Raw genomic sequence first — 17,566 nt, forward strand, 5'->3', positions numbered from 1 at the left:
GGAAAGGCTTTTGATATCAGGTGCCGGATTCTTGTGCCCATCATGGTCAGAGGTACGGAATCAGTGCATTGGGTATTGACTCGAGTGAACCAGCACAGTTTCAATGAACAGAATCTCTCACTCCAGGCACTCTCGACAAGACATCCATTGCGACCCTAAATACGCGATCGTGCGATATGTCGTGCATACAAGCAAATGTCTTGATGGGGCACTTCTCCCCACCATGAATGGAGCACGGGCGACACTTCAGTCCAATCGTCTCGACGACAACGTCGAAGGGACCAGTCGGACCGAAACCGAAAGCAGGAACGGTGGCTCCGAATATTGCCACCACGGGCGTCCCCACGGCGGCAGCAAGATGCAGTGGCGCGCTGTCATTGCAGACAAGCACCCGGCACCTCCGCAGCAATTCGGCGGATTGCAGCAGGGTCAGAGTGCCTGACGCATCGTACACGAGAGAGGAATTGCTCAGTACCCTGATCTCATTACACAAGCCTTCGTCCTCGATTCCTCCGATGAGGACAACCTCGACATCCGCAGTATCGAAATTGACCGCAAGCGACGCAAATCGTTCTTTGGGCCATCGTTTTGTATTCCAGATGGTACCTGGCGCAATCGCAATAAGCTTCCCGGGGTTGCCAATCTCCAATTCGATCAACAAACGATCGACCTTCTTCCGGTCGGCTTCCGACGGATAGAGCCGCGGCAGTTCACGGGGGCCGGGCTCGATTTCCAAAGCATGAAGCAAGGAAAGATTCCGGTCAATCTCATGCAAATCCTCGTGATAGACCGCAGTCGCTGTCATGAGGAAACGACCTGCGCTTCTGTCGAATCCGATCCTCCGCGGAATTCCGGCAATCAACGCGAGTGCAGCGCTCCTCAGCGAGCGATGAGGAATCAGGGCAAGATCGTACGATCTGGACTGCAAGTCTTTGGCGAGTCGGAGCAGGCCCCGAATTCCCCGGTCCTTTCCGCGCTTGTCGAATGCTATCGCATCCCGAATGTCAGGGTGATTGACGAAGAGATCCCGCGACCCGGGAGTGACGACAATATCAACGGAAGAGCCTGGGAAGTGTTTTCGGAGAACCTGGATCAGAGGCAAGGTCAGAACAGCGTCGCCGATGAACGCTGTTTGAATGACGACAATGTTTTTCGGCTCCCCCATCAGTCATTCCCGGAGTGATAAGCCGGCGGCGGTACGTGCTTCCATCTCTTGTGCATCCACATCCATTGATCGGGAAAACGCCTGATGAAATCTTCCGTGATCTTCACGTGCCGTCTGGTCAGCTCGGTCACATTCTCGTCACTGTAATCCTTCAGGTCCGCAGATGGAACCTCTTTCACGTACGCATCATATGAGCCATCCGGTGCGCGGACGGGGAAAACGGCCACCAGAGGGGAACCCATCTTTAGACAGAACACCGAGGGTCCCTGATGTGTGGGCAGTTGCGTCCCAAAGAACTCAATCAGCACGTTTTCTTTTGGTGCTGCCTGGTCTGCCACGATGCCGACAGCCTCTCCGTTGCGTAGAGTTCTCATCACCTCACGCAAGGACGTTTCCATCGGGATGACCTTGTTCCCAAACCGCATCCTGCGAGCATCGATACTTCGATTCACAAGTCGGTTGGATTGCGTCTTGGCAATACCAGAAACCGGGAAACCGAGTTGGACGACGAGGCACCCACCGAGGAGTTCCCAGTTCCCGAAGTGGGCAGTCAGAATGAGCAGCCCCTTCCCTTTCTTGTGGGCATTCAGCAAAACGTCCGGGTGGTCGAAGCGCATTGATGCGTTCACCTGCTCGCGGCTCATCCTTGGATACCATACGAGCTCGAAGAGGGCGATTCCTACGCTCTTATAGGCCCCGCGGGCGATCTCGGCGATCTCGTCATCGGACTTTTCGGGAAATGCACGGCGCAAATTGCCGAGAGTGACGCCCTTACGATATCCGAGGTAGTCGAAGACAAATACGCCCAGAGTTCGCCCGAGCCACCTGGCACCGATAAGAGGCAGAAGCATTACGAGAAATGCAACCGTTTGGAAAGCAAGATATTCAACGACATGTCCAAGTCTCACGATTTCGACCTATCGCTCGCTCGAAGAATTTAAATAACTGTTTGGTGGCCAAAAGCCACTTCAAAAACGCACTTTCTAAACTACTTGCCAGAACTTCTCAGCGATTCTTGGCGCGCTTTGCGGTTATGTTCTAACCGCCAAGACCGCAAAAAAGCACCAAGGGGAGTATTGAGGAATGTTCTACTCACCCATCACCTTGACGATAACCCGCTTGCGTCGCTGACCGTCGAACTCGGCGTAATAAATCTGCTGCCACGGGCCGAAGTCCAGTTTGCCTTCGGTGACGGGAACGATGACTTCGTGATGGACTAACAGGCTCTTGAGGTGCGAATCACCATTCGATTCTCCCGTGCGGTGATGTCTGTAGTCCGGATCAAAGGGCGCGAGCTTCTCGAGCCACTCGTCAATATCCTGAATCAATCCCGATTCAGCATCATTCACATATACTCCCGCCGTAATATGCATGGCGGAGACGAGGATCATGCCTTCCCTGATACCGCTCTTCGCCAGAATCTTCTCCACTTCCGGCGTGATATTGAGATATTCGCGGTGTTTCTTTGTGCTAAACCACAGATATTCAGTAAGCGTTTTCATACTATATCTCTCAGCGTTGTGAGGCCGGAACAAATACCCTGCAACCCAATCCGCCGATCTCAAGCGGCAGCTTCCCTCCATGGAGTGTTGCAGCACTGCCTGTGAAGTACTCCTTCAACTCCCTTGCCTTCCAACTGCTCACGTCGATGCTGACAGAACGCGGATCACGCGCGAAGTTCAGGACGACGAGAACTTCATCATTACCCGCCCGCCGCACAAACGAGTACACCTTTTCTCCATCGGAGTTCTTCACTGAAACGTACTCCCCATTTCGGAGAGCGGGATGTGTGGATCGCAATCGTGTCAATGCCCGATAAAACGCACGGAACTCATAATTCTTCGTCCAATCAATATCCACTTTTTCAAACAAGCTCAGCTTCTTGTCGTTCCCAACTTCCTCACCATTGTACAGGAGGGGAACACCAGGATACGTGAATGTCAGAAGGGCTGTCATCTTTGCCCCTTGCGGAGAAAATTTCAAGACGGCAGGCGAATCCCATGCATTCTTGTCGTGGTTCGTGTTGAACCGCATACGGAGGGAGCCTTTTGGAAACTGGTACGACTCCGTCGTCAGGATGTCATCGAAAACTTTGACGGGCGTCGAACCACCGATGACTTTGGCCAGCACGTCATAGAGAGTCCAGGAATACGTCATATCGAATGCTTCCGCGTGGTGTTCGGGAAGTGTTCCCTCCGAAAGCATCATGATAGGTTTGATCTTATCGAGTTCCTTTCGGGCACGGTTCCAGAAATCGGTGGGAACCATCTCTGCGACGTCACAGCGAAATCCATCGATGCCGATATCTCTGACCCAGTATTTCATCATCTCGATCATATGCTTCCGAAGTTCGTGCCGGTCATAATTCAGATCGGCTACATCGGTCCAGTCCGCGTTGGGAGAAACGATTGCTCCATCCGCGTTCGTCGTGAACCACTCGGGATGTTCCATCATCAGCCGGCTGTCCCACGAAGTATGGTTCGCCACGAGGACGATAATGATCTTCATACCCTGGGAATGCGCAGCGGCAACGAGGGATTTGAAATCGTCAAGCGTGCCGAATTCAGGATTCACCTTGTAGTAGTCCTGGACCGCATAGGGACTCCCGAGCGTTCCCTTTCGGTTGAGCTCTCCGGTCGGATGAATCGGCATCAGCCAGAGGACTGTAACGCCGAGGTCCTTCAGTTCGGGGAGACGTCGTTCGAGTTCTCCGAAGGTTCCGCCTTTCGAAAAGGATCGAAGATAGACCTCGTAGAGAACCGCATCGCTCACCCAATCCTGGCTCGGGCGGGCGGGGTGTTCCGAGTACTTTGTCTTGTACATTTCAAGTACGCGATCTCTCGGAACCAGCTTGACCGGTTTGTAGATACCACCCGGACCGCTATGATCATCCACACGGATCACAAGCTCTTTTATCCCCGGAGTGATGTCCACGGGCAGGTCCACATAGAAAGGTTCACTGTAACCCGTGTGCGAGCCGATCTTGACCCCATCCAGCCAGACGTCGGCATCGTCATCGACCCCGCCAAAAAATATCACCGAGTTCCTCTGATTCTCGCCAATACTCAGCGTCGTTACGTACCATCCCGGGCCGTCATAGGAAAGCAGGTTGTAACGGTCCCAATAGTCGGGTACATCCATCGCCGTCCAATCAGAACGGTCATGCCCCTTGTCGAACCACCGTTGGGAAACGCCGGTGTTCATTGAATCGACTTTGAACTTCCACACACCGTTCAGCGACATTGCGAAATCCTCTTTCCGGGAGCATCCGATAAGCAACGAGACCACGAAGAGCATAAGGAGCGGGATCAACTTCTCAGAATGGTTATGTCTCATCAGGTATTCTTCATCAATAGAACAAGATTCATGCAGTAAGAAACGGAGGCTGCTGTCATCCCTTCACGCTTCCAAGCGTCAATCCGGAAACAAGCCACCTGCTGAGCGCCAGGAACAACACCACAACGGGAATCATAACGATAATCGATGCGGCACCATACAGTCCCCACTCAGTACTCATGCTCGCCTCGAACGACTTCAGTCCGATCGGAAGTGTCCAGAGATCTGTGTCTTGAAGAATCTGGGCAGCCACGATATATTCCGACCAGGCGGACATGAACGAGAACAATGCTGTGATCACGAGCGCGGGTGCAGCGAGCGGCAAAATAACGCGGTAGAAAGCCGAAAAATGCGTACAGCCATCAATCCGTGCCGCCTCTTCAAGACTTATGGGGATCGTGTCGTAAAATCCCTTCATCGTCCAGATGCAGAACGGAAGCGCCGTGGCAGAATAGACGATCAGGATACCGAGATAGGAATTGATGAGTCCGAGATTGATAAGCATGATATACATCGGGAGCAGAAGCATCGTGCCGGGGAACATCTGTGTCGTCAGTAGGCTGAGGAGGCCGGCTTTTTTTCCAACGAACCTGAAGCGTGAGAATCCGTAGCCTGCCAGCGAAGCGAATACCACGCCTGTCAACGTCACTGTCAGCGAGACGAGAGCGCTGTTCCCGAGCCAGACGAGGAAATCGCGCTCCGCGATCAGTTTGACGTAGTTCTGAAACGAGGCTTGAGCGGGAAGCAACTCCAGTGAAGTTGACAGCAGCTGATTGCCGGGGCGCAGCGATATGTTGAGGACCTGCCAGATCGGGAAGATCGATATAAGCGCGAACACGACGAGCACCACATGCGTCGCTGCGTGCTGCAGAAAACGGCTCCTTTTGGTTTGCGTTGCCATATGCTCCCTAGTATGCGGCCTCTGTTGCTTTGGATTGACGCATGAAGATCATGCTAAACGTGAAGAGGATCAGGAATATCACAAGTGAGAGCGCCGCAGCGTAACTAAAGCTGTAGAAATTGAACGCGGCTTTGTAGACGAACGAGACAAGTATGTGCGTCTTGTCTGATGGCTCTCCCCCGTTGCTGACGAGCCAGACGATATTGAGATTGTTAAATGTCCACACAATGCCGAGTGTGATCGCCGGGATCATCACCGGACGGATCAACGGAATGGTGATCGTGCGGAATTTCGTCCACCAGCTCGCTCCATCGATCTCCGCCGCCTCGTACAATTCCTGCGGGATGCTCTGCAACGCACCGAGAGCGACGACCATCATGAAGGGAAACCCTAGCCAAACATTCGTGAGGATGCAGGCGATGAACGCTTCGGTGGGACTTCGAAGCCATTCGACAGCCGGCATGCCGAGATACTTCGTGAGTATGAGGTTGATGGAGCCGTACTCGTAGTTGAACATTCCCCGCCAGGTCAACGCGACGATGTATTGTGGAATCGCCCAGGGAAGAATGAGCAGCGTTCGGTAGATCGCTTTTCCTTTGATTTTCTGATTCAGGAGCATCGCAAGAAAGACGCCAAGAACGACGTGGAACGTGACGTTCGCGACAGTCCAGATGATGGTCCTGAAGAATACCGCGTAGAAATCGGGCTGGGAAGGCTCGGTAAAGATCTTGACAAACTGTCTGAGCCCAATAAACTGCCACTCGCGCATCTTGGTGAGGTTCATGTTCCCGAACGCCAACGCCAGATTGTAGAAAAACGGATAGAACACCACCGCAGCGAGGAGCAGAAACGACGGGACAACGAGGAAGGCTATGAAAGATTTGGTTCGGTCAGTGTTCATTCGTTCATATCCCGTATCTTTCGCAGCGCCTGAGCCTGCATATCTTTCGCCGCCTGTTCCGGCGTTCTGGCCTTCCCCATGACTGCCTGATAGCTGGGCCGCATGGCGTCCCAGACTGCACGCATCTGTGGTACCACAGGCATCGACTTTCCTCTCGCTATCTGCAGGAGAGAATTTTGCAGGTTTTCATTGGCGAGGATCTCAGCGTTCTTGTAAAGAACCTTGAGAGTGGGGGCTGTATTAAGAGACTTCACTGTCTCGAGCTGGCATTCTTCCGACAGAAGGTATTTCAGGAGGTCGACGACCGTGGAAAGCCTTCCGCCGCTAAGATTGGCGTTGACAGAATACCCTTTTGGCGATGTCATCGGCGCACACCAAAGACCGGTTTCCGTGATTTTTGGCAGCGGCGCGATTCCGATATCGATTCCGTGCTGTGCATAGCCGGCCCAGGACCAGTCTCCATTGATCAGCATCGCCGCTTTCCCGTCCTTGAACAACGCATCAGCTATCTCGTAGTCCGCCTCGTTGGGAACGATCTTCTCGACGTCCCGAAGCCGTCGGACGAAATTGAGAGCGTCCACCATGGACTTGGTGTCGAGCGTCGGCGTTACCCCATCCGGGCCCAGAACCCACCCACCGAAGCCGGTGTAAAACGGGATGAAGAAAAACGGCTCAATGTAGTTCCAGGTAATGCCATAGACCCTTGGACGTCCAAAGACATATCCGTACTTGTTTTGGATCTGCTTGCTGAGTTCTATCAGTTCGACATCTGTCTCAGGCGGCTTCTGGACATATTTCTTGTTGTACACCAGAGCCAGGTGATTGCCTATCTTGTCGGCGATCTGGTAGAGGTGACCGTGGTACCGCACGAGAGAAGTTGAATCAAACTGCGCCAAGAAATCTGCGGAAAACAGGTCCTCGAGCGGGCGGATGCTCTTTGTAGCTTCATAAACTCCGACCGGGTCCGACGGGCCATAGACGAGATCTGGTCCCTGACCAGCCAACGCACCGACGACATAAGCACTCCTGAGCGTTTCGGTCTCCTTAAACAATTCTTGGACCTTTACATCGGCGTGCTTTTGCATATACCGAAGAAGCTGACGGTGCAGAACGGCCTGCTCATCCGGCCGCATCTGGTGCCAGATCACAAGACGGTCTGCGCTGGCATCATGACGGGCACACCCACCGGAAAAGACGGAGAGACCTGCAAAAATGAGGATTATGGCGACTGCTACATCTCGAACGCTGCTTCTTACCAAGTCTATAATCCTTTAGTGCTGATGAGTTTAGCCAAGCCAACTTCTTCCCGAATCTATCGTCAACAATCTGTCGGGTTCGGCTGTCAGCGATCACTTTGATTTTTCTGTTTGAGGAAGGGAATTCCTCACCCGGGTTCCAGTTCCCTTCAGCGCCGCTATTGGTGTATTTGTACTCGATCTCCGCACCGGCGGGCAGTGAAACCTCCAGGGTCCAGATACCGTCGTTCGGGGCCAGGTCCCCGTGTGTTCCATCGTCGTAGAGTCTCACGCTGTTCGGCACCCAGTTGCCTAAGCGTTCGTGATTGCCGGCGACATAGACACGTTTTCGGACATACATATCCCTGCAATCCACCTGAAAAGCTACCTTCACAAGGTCATTTCTACTCTGCGCCATCGTCCCCTGACTCTGATTTGGGATCAGTGTATCCCGGAGGATGGGCTTGAAATCCCTTCGCGGCATCTTCCCGTTCGCAAGACGCGCAAACTTGTAGATATTCTCGAGGTACGTTGTGAACGCCACATCGAACGGCCGATCCCCACCGGGGGCGGACTGATCAGTCCCGTACCACCAGAACCAATCGGACCCTTCTGCTGCATACATCGATTCCCAGGCCTTGAAAGTGTACCAGTTTCTGGTTCCTTTTCGCGGAACGGGTGCTTTGGGATCAGGAGGTTTCAGGCCGGAATTGGAAAGATCGGTTCTGGCCGTCAGCAGGTATTCCCACGCCTTGTTTTCCTCCTCCTGCCCTATCCATGTATCATAGTTCGCGTTAATCCATGAACCAGGCCAGAGCCATTGCAGGGTTTCCATCGATTCAATCGGATGCGGCTGTATTCCGCGGGATCGATTTCCATCGATATACTCCGTCACAGTTGTCGTCACAACGGTTCGGCTCTCATACAGGTCAGAGAGTCTTCTATAAAGGCTGTTTTGAAACTCCTTGCCATCGTTATCGAGACGATACCATTCCCACGCATTCTCTCCATCCAGGATGACAGTCAATAGACGATCCGATTCGTCCTGGGCCGGGAGATACTTCAAGATACTCTCTATGAAGTCGGCCGCAGCATCTTCCCCCTTCCAACTCTGATAGGTGAAGCCAATTTTGTCCGACAGTTCAGTATCACGCAAAACAATTGCAACCGGCGCTGTGGCTCCGTTCCCAGAAAGCGCATACGGGTAGTACTTGGCTGAGTTGCTCCCTTTGGAGCGTGCAAGTATCTTCTCGTCGGTCGCAATCCACTTGATGCCATGCCTGGCAAAGACCGGTGCAACATCATGAGAAACGGCCCCTTCGGCCGGCCACATGCCGGTCGGAGAAACCCTGAAGTGTTTTCTGAAATAGGCGACCGCCTTCGCAACCTGCGCCTCAGCATCCTCCGGAAAGTGAAACTTGCGGGGCGCCGGATCGTTGGGCTGACAGAGTTTCGCTGCTTCGCTGTCGTAAATCAGCGGGAGAATCGGATGGTAAAATGGCGTCGTGACAACCTCAACCTGACCGCGACGTGACGACGTGCTGTACATCAGCTTTCTATGTGCAGGAACAATCGCAGCAAGGACTTTGTATGTCTCGGCGATGATCCTGTTACAATCATCCTCAGTGATGAACTTCCGAAGTCTGTAACTGCCGTCTGAGAGCTTTTCTACGAGATCGGTGAGGTCGATAGTGCTCCGGGTGGTGAGTTTGACCTTTCCTTCAAGAAATTCGGGATCGAAATTGGCCAGATAGAACCAGAATTTGATTTCCCTTAGTTCCTGCTCGGAAAGTCCTTTTGTCCCGGATTGCCTGAACTTTTCCCGGAGAGACCGGTACTGCGGAAAACGCCCGATGATGACGTCGCTGACAGAAAAGGCGTTCCAGACATTTGTGAGCAAAAACGACAGGTCCCGGGCGTTGAACTTCGACGTAGCCTTCAGGGCAAGGTCAATCCAGGGATCGGTCTTCCCCCCGAACGATGCGAAGTAATTCTTAGCATCGACGCGGTTCTTTCTCAAATCGACGAACGGCTTCAGCCGAGCCACATAGTATTCCTCTAACTGCACAATCAGGGAAGAAGTCAGGTTCACCGTAAAATGAATGGACGGGTACCGCTCCACCATGGACACCATGTCATAATAGTCTTTGGTCCCATGCGTACGCACCCAAGGCCCCTGGAGTTGATCCGTTCCGGGGTCGAGGTAGAGCGGCTGGTGCTGATGCCAGATAATATTGAGGTAGAGTGTCTTGCGCCTCGACGAGGTATCGTCATTCATGGTTACTTGCGTGCTCTCCTTGCGACTGTTCTCAGTGCGCCCAACGTCAATCATCGGATTGGCGATGAGCGGAACGCAGCTTAATATAAGCAGAGAGAACTTAAATAGGTATCGTGACAGTGGAAAACTCCTTCGAGTTCAAGCCATTCACATGCAAAGGCACTGCCGGCATTATTTCAAGAGCATCATTCGCTTGACACTGATATTGCTGCCAGCCTCCAGGCGCATGAAATACACGCCAGAGGAGCAACCCAGTCCAGTGGAAGACATACCATTCCATTGAGCCGCGTGCTGGCCCCCTTCCTGTCTGCCCCGAACAATCGTTGCGACCTCCTCTCCGAGAATATTGAAGATTCGAAGCGTCACGTATGCTTCAGAAGGAAGGTCATAGGCTATCGTGGTGGTCGGATTGAATGGATTGGGATAGTTCTGATGGAGCAGAAATTCGGTTGGCAGGTTCTCACCAAGATCCTTCTTCACTGAAACCAGGAGCGGCAAGCTCAGCCGTCTTGTCGAATCTGACAGCACACACACAGAACTTCCGAAGGGGCGAAGCACAATCCGCAGAGAAGCCTGCGCACCAGTGAACTTGAGGGTGTACGATGTGTCATTATAGAGATCACTCACGACATAAGCCTTGCCGTCCTGAACAGGAGTCTCGACGACCGCTGAGGAGAGGTTTAACGTGACGTCCTGCACGCTCGAGCTGAGGTTTACAGCGACGATGCCGTCATTGCCACTCAAAGGGCGAGCGTAGCTGTACACAAGGCCATTCCCCGAAGAAAGTCGGATGAATTTTTGGGTCGAAAACGCTGCGAACTGAGCCCGGATATGCGTCAATCGCTGATAATGCGGGAGCAGTCTGCTCCTTCCCGGCGATTTCCAATCGATCACTCCCCTCGTCCGCTGATAGAAATCGCTCATCGTCAAACCGTGTCCGACCTCCTGCCCGGAGTAGATCATAGGCATGCCGGGAACGGTGAATAGCGTTGAGGCAACGGGCTGCGTTTTCTGATATGCGGTGTCTTGGTACTGATAGATAATTCTCTCCTCGTCATGGTTTTCCATGAAGCGCATGAAGGAGGCATTCGGCCCGGGATAGAAATTGTTGTTGAAGTACTTCGAGTGGAGGTTCTCGATACTCCCCGCATCGAAGAAAAATGGTTTGATCGCCCCGCCGAACAGGGCCCAATCGTATCCGGCATCCACACCGCCGCTGCGATCTCCAAAGATCACCTCGGTGCCCGATCCCGTGCCGTCATCCTCTGCCAGCAGAAAAATGTCCGGCTTCAGCTTCTTCAACGCCTTGCGGACCGGGGCACCCATTTCAAGTTCGTTCCCCGCTCCTCCGCCCGCCCTGCGATGCGGCCCCCAATACACGTCGAAGCGGTATCCGTCAATATCACATTCTCTTACCCACCACTTGTACACTTCGATCATGTAGGAGCGTGCATCCACGTCCGACCAGTTGTAGTTAAGAAGCTGACTCGAGAACCCGCTGTAGTAGATAAATCCATCCGACGTAGTGCTCTGTCCGAGACCGTTCGTATTATGGTTGATGACGGTATGCTGATAGAAATTCCAGTACGGGGATCTTTCCCGATACTGGCGCGCTTCAAGGACGAACGGATGCAGGTAGCTTGTATGATTGGGTGTGACGTCAACGATGACCTTCAATCCAAGCGAGTGCGCCTGAGACACAAAATTCTTGAAGTCGCCATTCGATCCGTACTCCGGCGCGACCTTCAGGAAATCTTTGATATTGTATCCCGGACCTGTGCGTGTGTTGATTGGTGAGGCGTTCTCCATGATCGGCATCACCCAGAGGATGTTGACTCCGAGACTTTTCAGATAAGGGAGCATCGGGATCGCGGCGTTGATTGTCCCCTGCGGTGTAAACGATTTGAAGAACATTTCGTACAGTCTTCCCTGCTTGACCCAGCGAGGAACTGTTGCACGACTTGCTCCCTGAAAGACACCGTTATCGAGAATTGTAAAGTAGTTTCGCGTTGTGTCCTTGTTCCCTTCCGGATCACTCGCGATCAGCGTGAAGTAGTATTCCCCGGGAACTGTAGGTTTCGGGGCCGAGATCTGACGATTCCTGGAACCATTGATGCCCGCAACCTGCTGCGGATTCTTCACATCAGCCGACCAGAGATACGTCAGCACCTGCCCTGTGTCTGGATCTGTTGTTCCGTCCGCACTCACGATGACATTTGGCCCGGCGTCAATGAAGTAGACATCAGCATCCGGAGCATGGTTGATCAGGTACGTGAACATAACTGGGTCTGACATCTGGAGAAATCCATTCGCGTCGCGTGCGAGAGCCTTAAAAGTGTTCGCCCCTTCACGGAGTTGTGCCGCCAGCACAAAAGCTCCAGCCGTGGCCGTCGCGAACGCAGTGTCCGCGTCGTTTCTGACGATGCGGACTGTATGAATTGATGTATCCTCAACAACACCGTAGAGGGTCCGCTGGGGATTGCGCGTAACAAAACCGCTCAGGTTCGTGATCTGCACGAAACCAGCCTGCACCGTAATTAAGACGCTGTCAGCGGAGGTCCCAACCGTCAGGACTACTCTGTGCACCCCGTTCGGGAGGCGATCAGGTAGCTGGAGAGCAAGCTGGCGTGTTGTTAGATTGTAGAATCGCCCGAGCCCTGAGTAGAATCTGCTTCCCACCCGCAATGTAATGGAGGATGTGTCTATCGCTGAACCGACTTTCGGGAAAAGGTACGCTGAGACGGTCGGATTTGTGGTTGCCGTAATACCAGTCCGTTCATTTGGTATGAGCTGGTATATCGTCGGGTTGTTGATGAAGAGATACGAATCGTTGTTGTCCGATGGATTGACGTAATGGTGGAGCGGATCGTTGGGCCAATCCGCGACGCCGGAATAGTAGAACTTGTATTCGTACGCACCGGGCACCTTGCCGCCCGGAAAGCCTCCCACTGCGAGCCGGACAGTTCGCACAAACAGATTGTTCCCGGCCGGTGTCATCGGCCAAGCCTGGTTGTTCCAATTGTTGAACTCCCCGACGAGGAACACCGCCGACTGTGATGATGGCGGTGTGTAACGAAACGTCACGTCGGCGCTGTCCTGCGTACATGCGACTTGCGCAACGGCAATCAGCGTAACCAGAGTTATCAATCCAGACTTCAAGGGTATCACCTAGAAAAGGGTGTAAATAAAGGGGGCCAGCGCAGAGCCTTCGGTCAGGACTATGAAAAGGCCCAGCAGAACCAGGACGAAGACAATAGGTCCGAGCCACCACTTTTTCCGGACGCGCATGTAGGCCCAGAATTCACCGATGATGGAGAATTTAGATCTTCCTTTTTTCCGACTCTGCATTATCGCTCCGTAGAAAGGTCCTAATCAATTACCATTTCCTGATCCGTAAGTTCTCTTACATCCTCCGGAATTTTCTTTTGTCCAGCAGGGCATTGCCCCTGCTGATCTTGCTGGGGCTGTCCCAAAAGTACTTTCGACCTCTTCGAGTAAGTCGAGATTTCTCTAGTTTCGAAGATTTCAGGATCCTCAACGTGGTCGAAATAGCATTTCGACCTACATTTGGGACAGCCCCATGAGCCAACCTCGACAGATTATCTGTCGAAAAACAACTCCTTCTTGTTGAAGCCAGCATCTCGCTTACCGACTTCCGAGATGGAGATTAGTCCATTGCAAATTCCTCTCTCGATAGCTCCTTAACATCCTCCTGCATTCTCTTCTTGTCCAGCAGGGCATTGCCAATCACGAGAAAATCCATGTCAGTGCGCATGAAGCATTTAAATGCGTCGTGAGGAGTGCAGACAATTGGCTCACCTCGGACATTGAATGACGTGTTAATCAGCACCGGACATCCGGTTTGCCGGTCGAACTCCTGAAGCAAATCATGAAACATCGTATTCTCCGTGCGCGCAACCGTCTGAAGTCGAGCCGACCCGTCAACATGGGTAACCGCCGGTATCACGCGTTTGTTCTCACGAACCTGGGCTGTCAGGAGCATATAAGGGCTTGGCCGGTCGAGATCGAAGAACTCGGATGCCCGTTCCAGCAGCACAGCCGGTGCGAAAGGCCGGAAGCTCTCGCGGAACTTGATCTTCAAGTTGACCCTCGACCAGTTTTCATTGTTTCGGGGATCGGCAAGTATGCTCCGGTTTCCGAGCGCTCTCGGCCCCCATTCCATTCTCCCCTGAAACCATCCGATGACATTTTGCTCTGCGATCAGGCGAGCTGCTTCGTTGAGAAGCTCCACCCTTCCGAGTGTCTGATAGTCGACTCCGAGACCCGCCAGATACTCAGCTATTTCGCTGTCCGAGAACTCCGGTCCAAGAAATGCATCGCGCCAAACGAAGTTCCTCTTCTTCCCAAGAAGCGAATTGTAGATGTGATATGCCACCCCCACCGCACCGCCGGCATCTCCTGCAGCCGGCTGGATAAAGAGATTCTCAAATGACGTACGCTCAAGAATCTTCGAGTTTGCGACGCAATTGAGCGCTACGCCGCCGGCAAGACAAAGATTCTTCGATTTCGTCACACGATGCACGTGGTTTGCCATACGTACCATGAGCTCGTCCGTGACCTTCTGAATCGATGCCGCCATATCTTTGTGAAACTGACCGAGCGGACCTTCAGGTTCCCGACGAGGTTGGCCGAAGAGCGTCTCGAAACTGGCGTTCGTCATTGTTAACCCGGAATCGTACCCGAAGTATTTCATGTTCATCTTGTAGCTGCCGTCATCCCTGGCGCTGACGAGGTTTTGCATGATCAGATCGTAATACACTGGTTTGCCGTAGGGAGCGAGGCCCATCACTTTGTACTCCGCACTGTTGACCCTGAACCCCAGATAGTACGTGAATGCAGAATAGAGGAGCCCCAGGGAGTGCGGAAAGTGAATACGTTTCAGGAGCTGGATGTCGTTCCCTTCACCGATACCATAGGTCGTGGTTTCCCATTCTCCGACTCCGTCGATCGTAAGGATAGCAGCCGCATCGAAGGGCGAAACATGAAAAGCGCTCGCCGCGTGCGCCTGATGATGCTCTGAATACAGAATCGGTCCGTCGTAGTCAAGCTTGGCGCGAATGAGTTGCGGGATCCACAGTTTGTCCCTGAGCCAGACAGGCATCGACTTGAGGAACGAAGGCAACGCTTTTGGAAACGTCGCCAGATAGGTATAGAGAAGCCGCTCGAACTTGACGAGCGGCTTGTCGTAGAATCCGACATAATCGATTTCTGCCGCAGAGATCCCAGCCTCGTGCAGACAGTAGTTTATGGCATGGATCGGGAATTCTGCGTCGTGTCTCCGACGTGTGAATCGCTCTTCCTGGGCGGCGGCGATCAGCTGACCATCGCTGAGGATGGCAGCTGCTGCATCATGGTAGAAGCACGATATGCCAAGGATATTCACGGTCGGTTCAGAACTGATGTTCGCTTCGTTCAGTTGTCAGTTTTTCCTGCTGTTTGTCGTACCAGTAGGAAATCTCGTTGCCCGCTTTCCGATCAAGCAAATCCTTGCCGATTATCCTCAACACGATCGCTGCCGGACCGATCACAACGAAATAGACAATCGTCAAGAGCACCACAGCATTCGCTTTGCCTACCATCCGGGCGAACTTCATCCAATATTCGTAGGCAGACCGCCAGAAAGTTTTTGCTTGCGGCACGGCGGCAACATCCGGAATCTCGGACGCGTAGCTCCACCGCCTGAGAAACGGCTCGATTCGCTCTTGTGGCGTCTTCATCACGGTCGTTCTTTGGTTGTAGTGCGCATCTGCATCCTTATCCGTTCGAGTATTTCGCGTGCCTGCGTCTGCTCAGGATGAGCAGAGACGATCGATTGCGCAACGACTTCCGCCTCAGCGAGTTTTCCTCCCCCGGCAAGAGCAACAGCGAGCAACTGTTGTGTTTCCACGACGCCCGCGGATGGAATACCCCCGGCATATTCGAGCGCCCGCCGGAATTCAGCGGCTGCCTTTTCGAATTCCTTCCTTCGCAGATGAACCAACCCGATACCCTGATACGCGACGTAGCTTCCAGCGACCTTCAACGACTTTTCAAATGCGCGTCTGGCACCGTCGTCGTCGCCGGCATTGAGTAGAAGCTGACCCAGCCGAAGAAGCGGCGACGAGTTGAAAGGGGTCACCTTTGCCAGAGCACGATACTCCTCGGCCGCATTCCCGAGATCACCCTGTGATTCATACAGCTCGGCTTCCCTGACGTGGGCTTGCTCCCAGGTCAATTCTCTCAAAAGGCACGACTTTGCAAGCCGCTCGCGATCGGTAGTCGCCTCGAATTTCTGAGCGCTGATTCCACCCTCACGGAACGGCCAGCTGTTTATCAGCACATATAATCGGATGGCGGCCATCACTGAATCAAGCGGAGTCACCCTCACACTCTCCCTGTACTCGTTGTCCTTTTTATCGAGACTCCAGTTCCATCGCTCACGCGGAGCGATAACATTGTTATCGGCCATCCCAGTGAAGAATGCCTTCGCGATGAGAAAGTAGCCGTCGACGTTGAGGTGAACATGCTCAAGGGCCAACCGATTTCCGATGATCCCGTGTTCCGATTGTGCTGATACTAATTGCTCGCATTCAGCGACGGGTATCGAGTGGCGGGCAGCAACCTGATGAATGATGTCGTTGAATTCAGACGGTGCCCGAAAACGGAGTCCGTCATAATCGCGAGCGAGTGCGTACTCTTTTCGTGCTTGTTCATACCGCTGAGTTCTCTCGAGAATTTGTCCAAGCAGGAAGTGCCCCTTCGCCGGAATCGAGTCAACAGCCAGCGCTGCAATGAGGTCGGTTTCAGCTTCCGCATACGCTTCATTCAGCAACGCACTGTCTGCCGATGCGTAACGCCTCTCGAACTCCAACCGCTTCGATGCGTCCAGTCCGGGCGCAACTGTCGAGACGAAAGGTGCCAAGCCACTCAGATTGCTCACCAGCGTCCCAAAAATGACCTTAATGTTGTGGGTTGACGAGACCGTCGCAATTTCTTCAAGATTGGCCCTGAAGTTGTCTCTCGCCGTCGTGTACTCATCTGAACCAAATGCTATCTCACGATTCCTGACCATCCCCTGCATCACAGTAGCTTCGCGGCCGCCAGACCGGTCGGCACTCAGCATCTCCCTGACAGCATTCACACCGTCCCGAAGCAGGCGGAATGTCCTGCTATGTTCCAATGCGAGATATGATTTCACAACCCATCGGCTTTTTCCCAACCGTTCCGTTGAGCTCACGCCAAGCGCGCCGTAGAATTCATTGTGCCCGCAGTAGACAAGCAGTGCATCCGGCTGATAGGCTACGAGTTCCTCAGTGAAGTCTGCGACGGTGTAGCTATTGACGGCCGTAATGCCCAGGTTGATGACTTCGATGTTCTTTTCCGGCCAAAGCGTTTCGAGTCGATCCTTCAGCATGCTGGGGAACGAGCCGTTGAACATGTAGGGATATCCGAGCGTCGACGACTCTCCCAGGCAGAAAACCCTGACGGTGTTCGCCCCCTTCTGCTTTTCGAACAATTCATTTGAGACCATCGCCTTCACGGCGATGGTCCGGAAATAGCGCTTCGTGACGTCAGGATTGATCTTGTAGTAAGTCCGGCCATTCGCTCTTGTTTCGAGAAAAAGGCCGAGGTCTCCGCCGTAGTCGAACAGGCGCAACGTCCCTTCCAGCAGGCCGAAGAATACCAGCGGGAGCAGTAAAAGGAGAAAACGGAAAAGGCGGATATTATTTCGTTCTTCGTTTGCCAAACA

The 17,566-nt window shown here is 53.2% G+C and carries 13 protein-coding genes; all 13 read right to left on the bottom strand.

Annotated features, from left to right (window positions below; translation table 11 throughout):
- Positions 1 to 100: 100 nt before the first annotated feature.
- The 13 genes from waaF to NTU47_18585 all read right to left on the bottom strand — a co-directional run bounded on the left by waaF (position 101) and on the right by NTU47_18585 (position 17,563).
- Positions 101 to 1,165 carry a lipopolysaccharide heptosyltransferase II gene (gene waaF, locus NTU47_18525; protein MCX6135803.1) on the bottom strand — a complete coding sequence of 355 codons (1,065 nt, stop codon included), beginning with the start codon at positions 1,163 to 1,165 and terminating at the stop codon, positions 101 to 103.
- On the bottom strand, positions 1,165 to 2,073 hold the full coding sequence (locus NTU47_18530) for a lysophospholipid acyltransferase family protein (protein MCX6135804.1): 909 nt from the start codon (positions 2,071 to 2,073) through the stop codon (positions 1,165 to 1,167). The genes waaF and NTU47_18530 overlap by 1 nt, the downstream gene beginning before the upstream one ends.
- 180 nt (positions 2,074 to 2,253) lie before the next feature.
- Entirely contained in the window at positions 2,254 to 2,667 is a 414-nt protein-coding gene (locus tag NTU47_18535; GenBank protein MCX6135805.1) for a secondary thiamine-phosphate synthase enzyme YjbQ, read from the bottom strand.
- 10 nt (positions 2,668 to 2,677) lie between these two features.
- Complete coding sequence (locus NTU47_18540; protein MCX6135806.1) at positions 2,678 to 4,501, bottom strand: alpha-amylase family glycosyl hydrolase; 1,824 nt, start codon at positions 4,499 to 4,501, stop codon at positions 2,678 to 2,680.
- Positions 4,502 to 4,556: 55 nt separating this feature from the next.
- Entirely contained in the window at positions 4,557 to 5,402 is an 846-nt protein-coding gene (locus tag NTU47_18545) for a sugar ABC transporter permease (protein ID MCX6135807.1), read from the bottom strand.
- Between the two features lie 7 nt (positions 5,403 to 5,409).
- Positions 5,410 to 6,303, bottom strand: a complete 894-nt coding sequence (locus NTU47_18550; GenBank protein ID MCX6135808.1) for a sugar ABC transporter permease — start codon at positions 6,301 to 6,303, stop codon at positions 5,410 to 5,412.
- Positions 6,300 to 7,451, bottom strand: coding sequence for an extracellular solute-binding protein (locus tag NTU47_18555; GenBank protein ID MCX6135809.1), 1,152 nt, complete (start codon positions 7,449 to 7,451; stop codon positions 6,300 to 6,302). The genes NTU47_18550 and NTU47_18555 overlap by 4 nt, the downstream gene beginning before the upstream one ends.
- Positions 7,452 to 7,470: 19 nt before the next feature.
- The gene (locus NTU47_18560; protein ID MCX6135810.1) at positions 7,471 to 9,816 is read right to left on the bottom strand and encodes a hypothetical protein; all 2,346 of its coding nucleotides are present in this window, start codon (positions 9,814 to 9,816) and stop codon (positions 7,471 to 7,473) included.
- 171 nt (positions 9,817 to 9,987) lie between these two features.
- Positions 9,988 to 12,963 carry an alpha-amylase family glycosyl hydrolase gene (locus NTU47_18565; protein MCX6135811.1) on the bottom strand — a complete coding sequence of 992 codons (2,976 nt, stop codon included), beginning with the start codon at positions 12,961 to 12,963 and terminating at the stop codon, positions 9,988 to 9,990.
- A gap of 21 nt (positions 12,964 to 12,984) precedes the next feature.
- Complete coding sequence (locus NTU47_18570) at positions 12,985 to 13,164, bottom strand: DUF5989 family protein (GenBank protein ID MCX6135812.1); 180 nt, start codon at positions 13,162 to 13,164, stop codon at positions 12,985 to 12,987.
- Positions 13,165 to 13,483: 319 nt separating this feature from the next.
- Positions 13,484 to 15,220: a carbamoyltransferase gene (locus NTU47_18575; GenBank protein MCX6135813.1), complete on the bottom strand. Its 1,737-nt coding sequence runs from the start codon at positions 15,218 to 15,220 to the stop codon at positions 13,484 to 13,486.
- Positions 15,221 to 15,227: 7 nt separating this feature from the next.
- Positions 15,228 to 15,554: an SxtJ family membrane protein gene (locus NTU47_18580; GenBank protein ID MCX6135814.1), complete on the bottom strand. Its 327-nt coding sequence runs from the start codon at positions 15,552 to 15,554 to the stop codon at positions 15,228 to 15,230.
- Positions 15,554 to 17,563 carry a tetratricopeptide repeat protein gene (locus NTU47_18585; protein ID MCX6135815.1) on the bottom strand — a complete coding sequence of 670 codons (2,010 nt, stop codon included), beginning with the start codon at positions 17,561 to 17,563 and terminating at the stop codon, positions 15,554 to 15,556. Before NTU47_18585 ends, NTU47_18580 begins: the two co-directional genes overlap by 1 nt.
- Positions 17,564 to 17,566 lie beyond the last annotated feature (3 nt).

It is taken from the genome of Ignavibacteriales bacterium (genome assembly GCA_026390595.1).
In the GTDB taxonomy this organism is placed as follows: domain Bacteria; phylum Bacteroidota; class Ignavibacteria; order UBA10030; family UBA10030; genus UBA9647.

What these genes read in the sequence shown, in the direction of transcription:
- waaF (MCX6135803.1), bottom strand. Translation starts at nt 1,165, where the DNA reads ATGGGGGAGCCGAAAAACATTGTCGTCATTCAAACAGCGTTCATCGGC.
- NTU47_18535 (MCX6135805.1), bottom strand. Translation starts at nt 2,667, where the DNA reads ATGAAAACGCTTACTGAATATCTGTGGTTTAGCACAAAGAAACACCGC.
- NTU47_18540 (MCX6135806.1), bottom strand. Translation starts at nt 4,501, where the DNA reads ATGAGACATAACCATTCTGAGAAGTTGATCCCGCTCCTTATGCTCTTC.
- NTU47_18545 (MCX6135807.1), bottom strand. Translation starts at nt 5,402, where the DNA reads ATGGCAACGCAAACCAAAAGGAGCCGTTTTCTGCAGCACGCAGCGACG.
- NTU47_18550 (MCX6135808.1), bottom strand. Translation starts at nt 6,303, where the DNA reads ATGAACACTGACCGAACCAAATCTTTCATAGCCTTCCTCGTTGTCCCG.
- NTU47_18560 (MCX6135810.1), bottom strand. Translation starts at nt 9,816, where the DNA reads ATGAATGACGATACCTCGTCGAGGCGCAAGACACTCTACCTCAATATT.
- NTU47_18570 (MCX6135812.1), bottom strand. Translation starts at nt 13,164, where the DNA reads ATGCAGAGTCGGAAAAAAGGAAGATCTAAATTCTCCATCATCGGTGAA.
- NTU47_18580 (MCX6135814.1), bottom strand. Translation starts at nt 15,554, where the DNA reads ATGAAGACGCCACAAGAGCGAATCGAGCCGTTTCTCAGGCGGTGGAGC.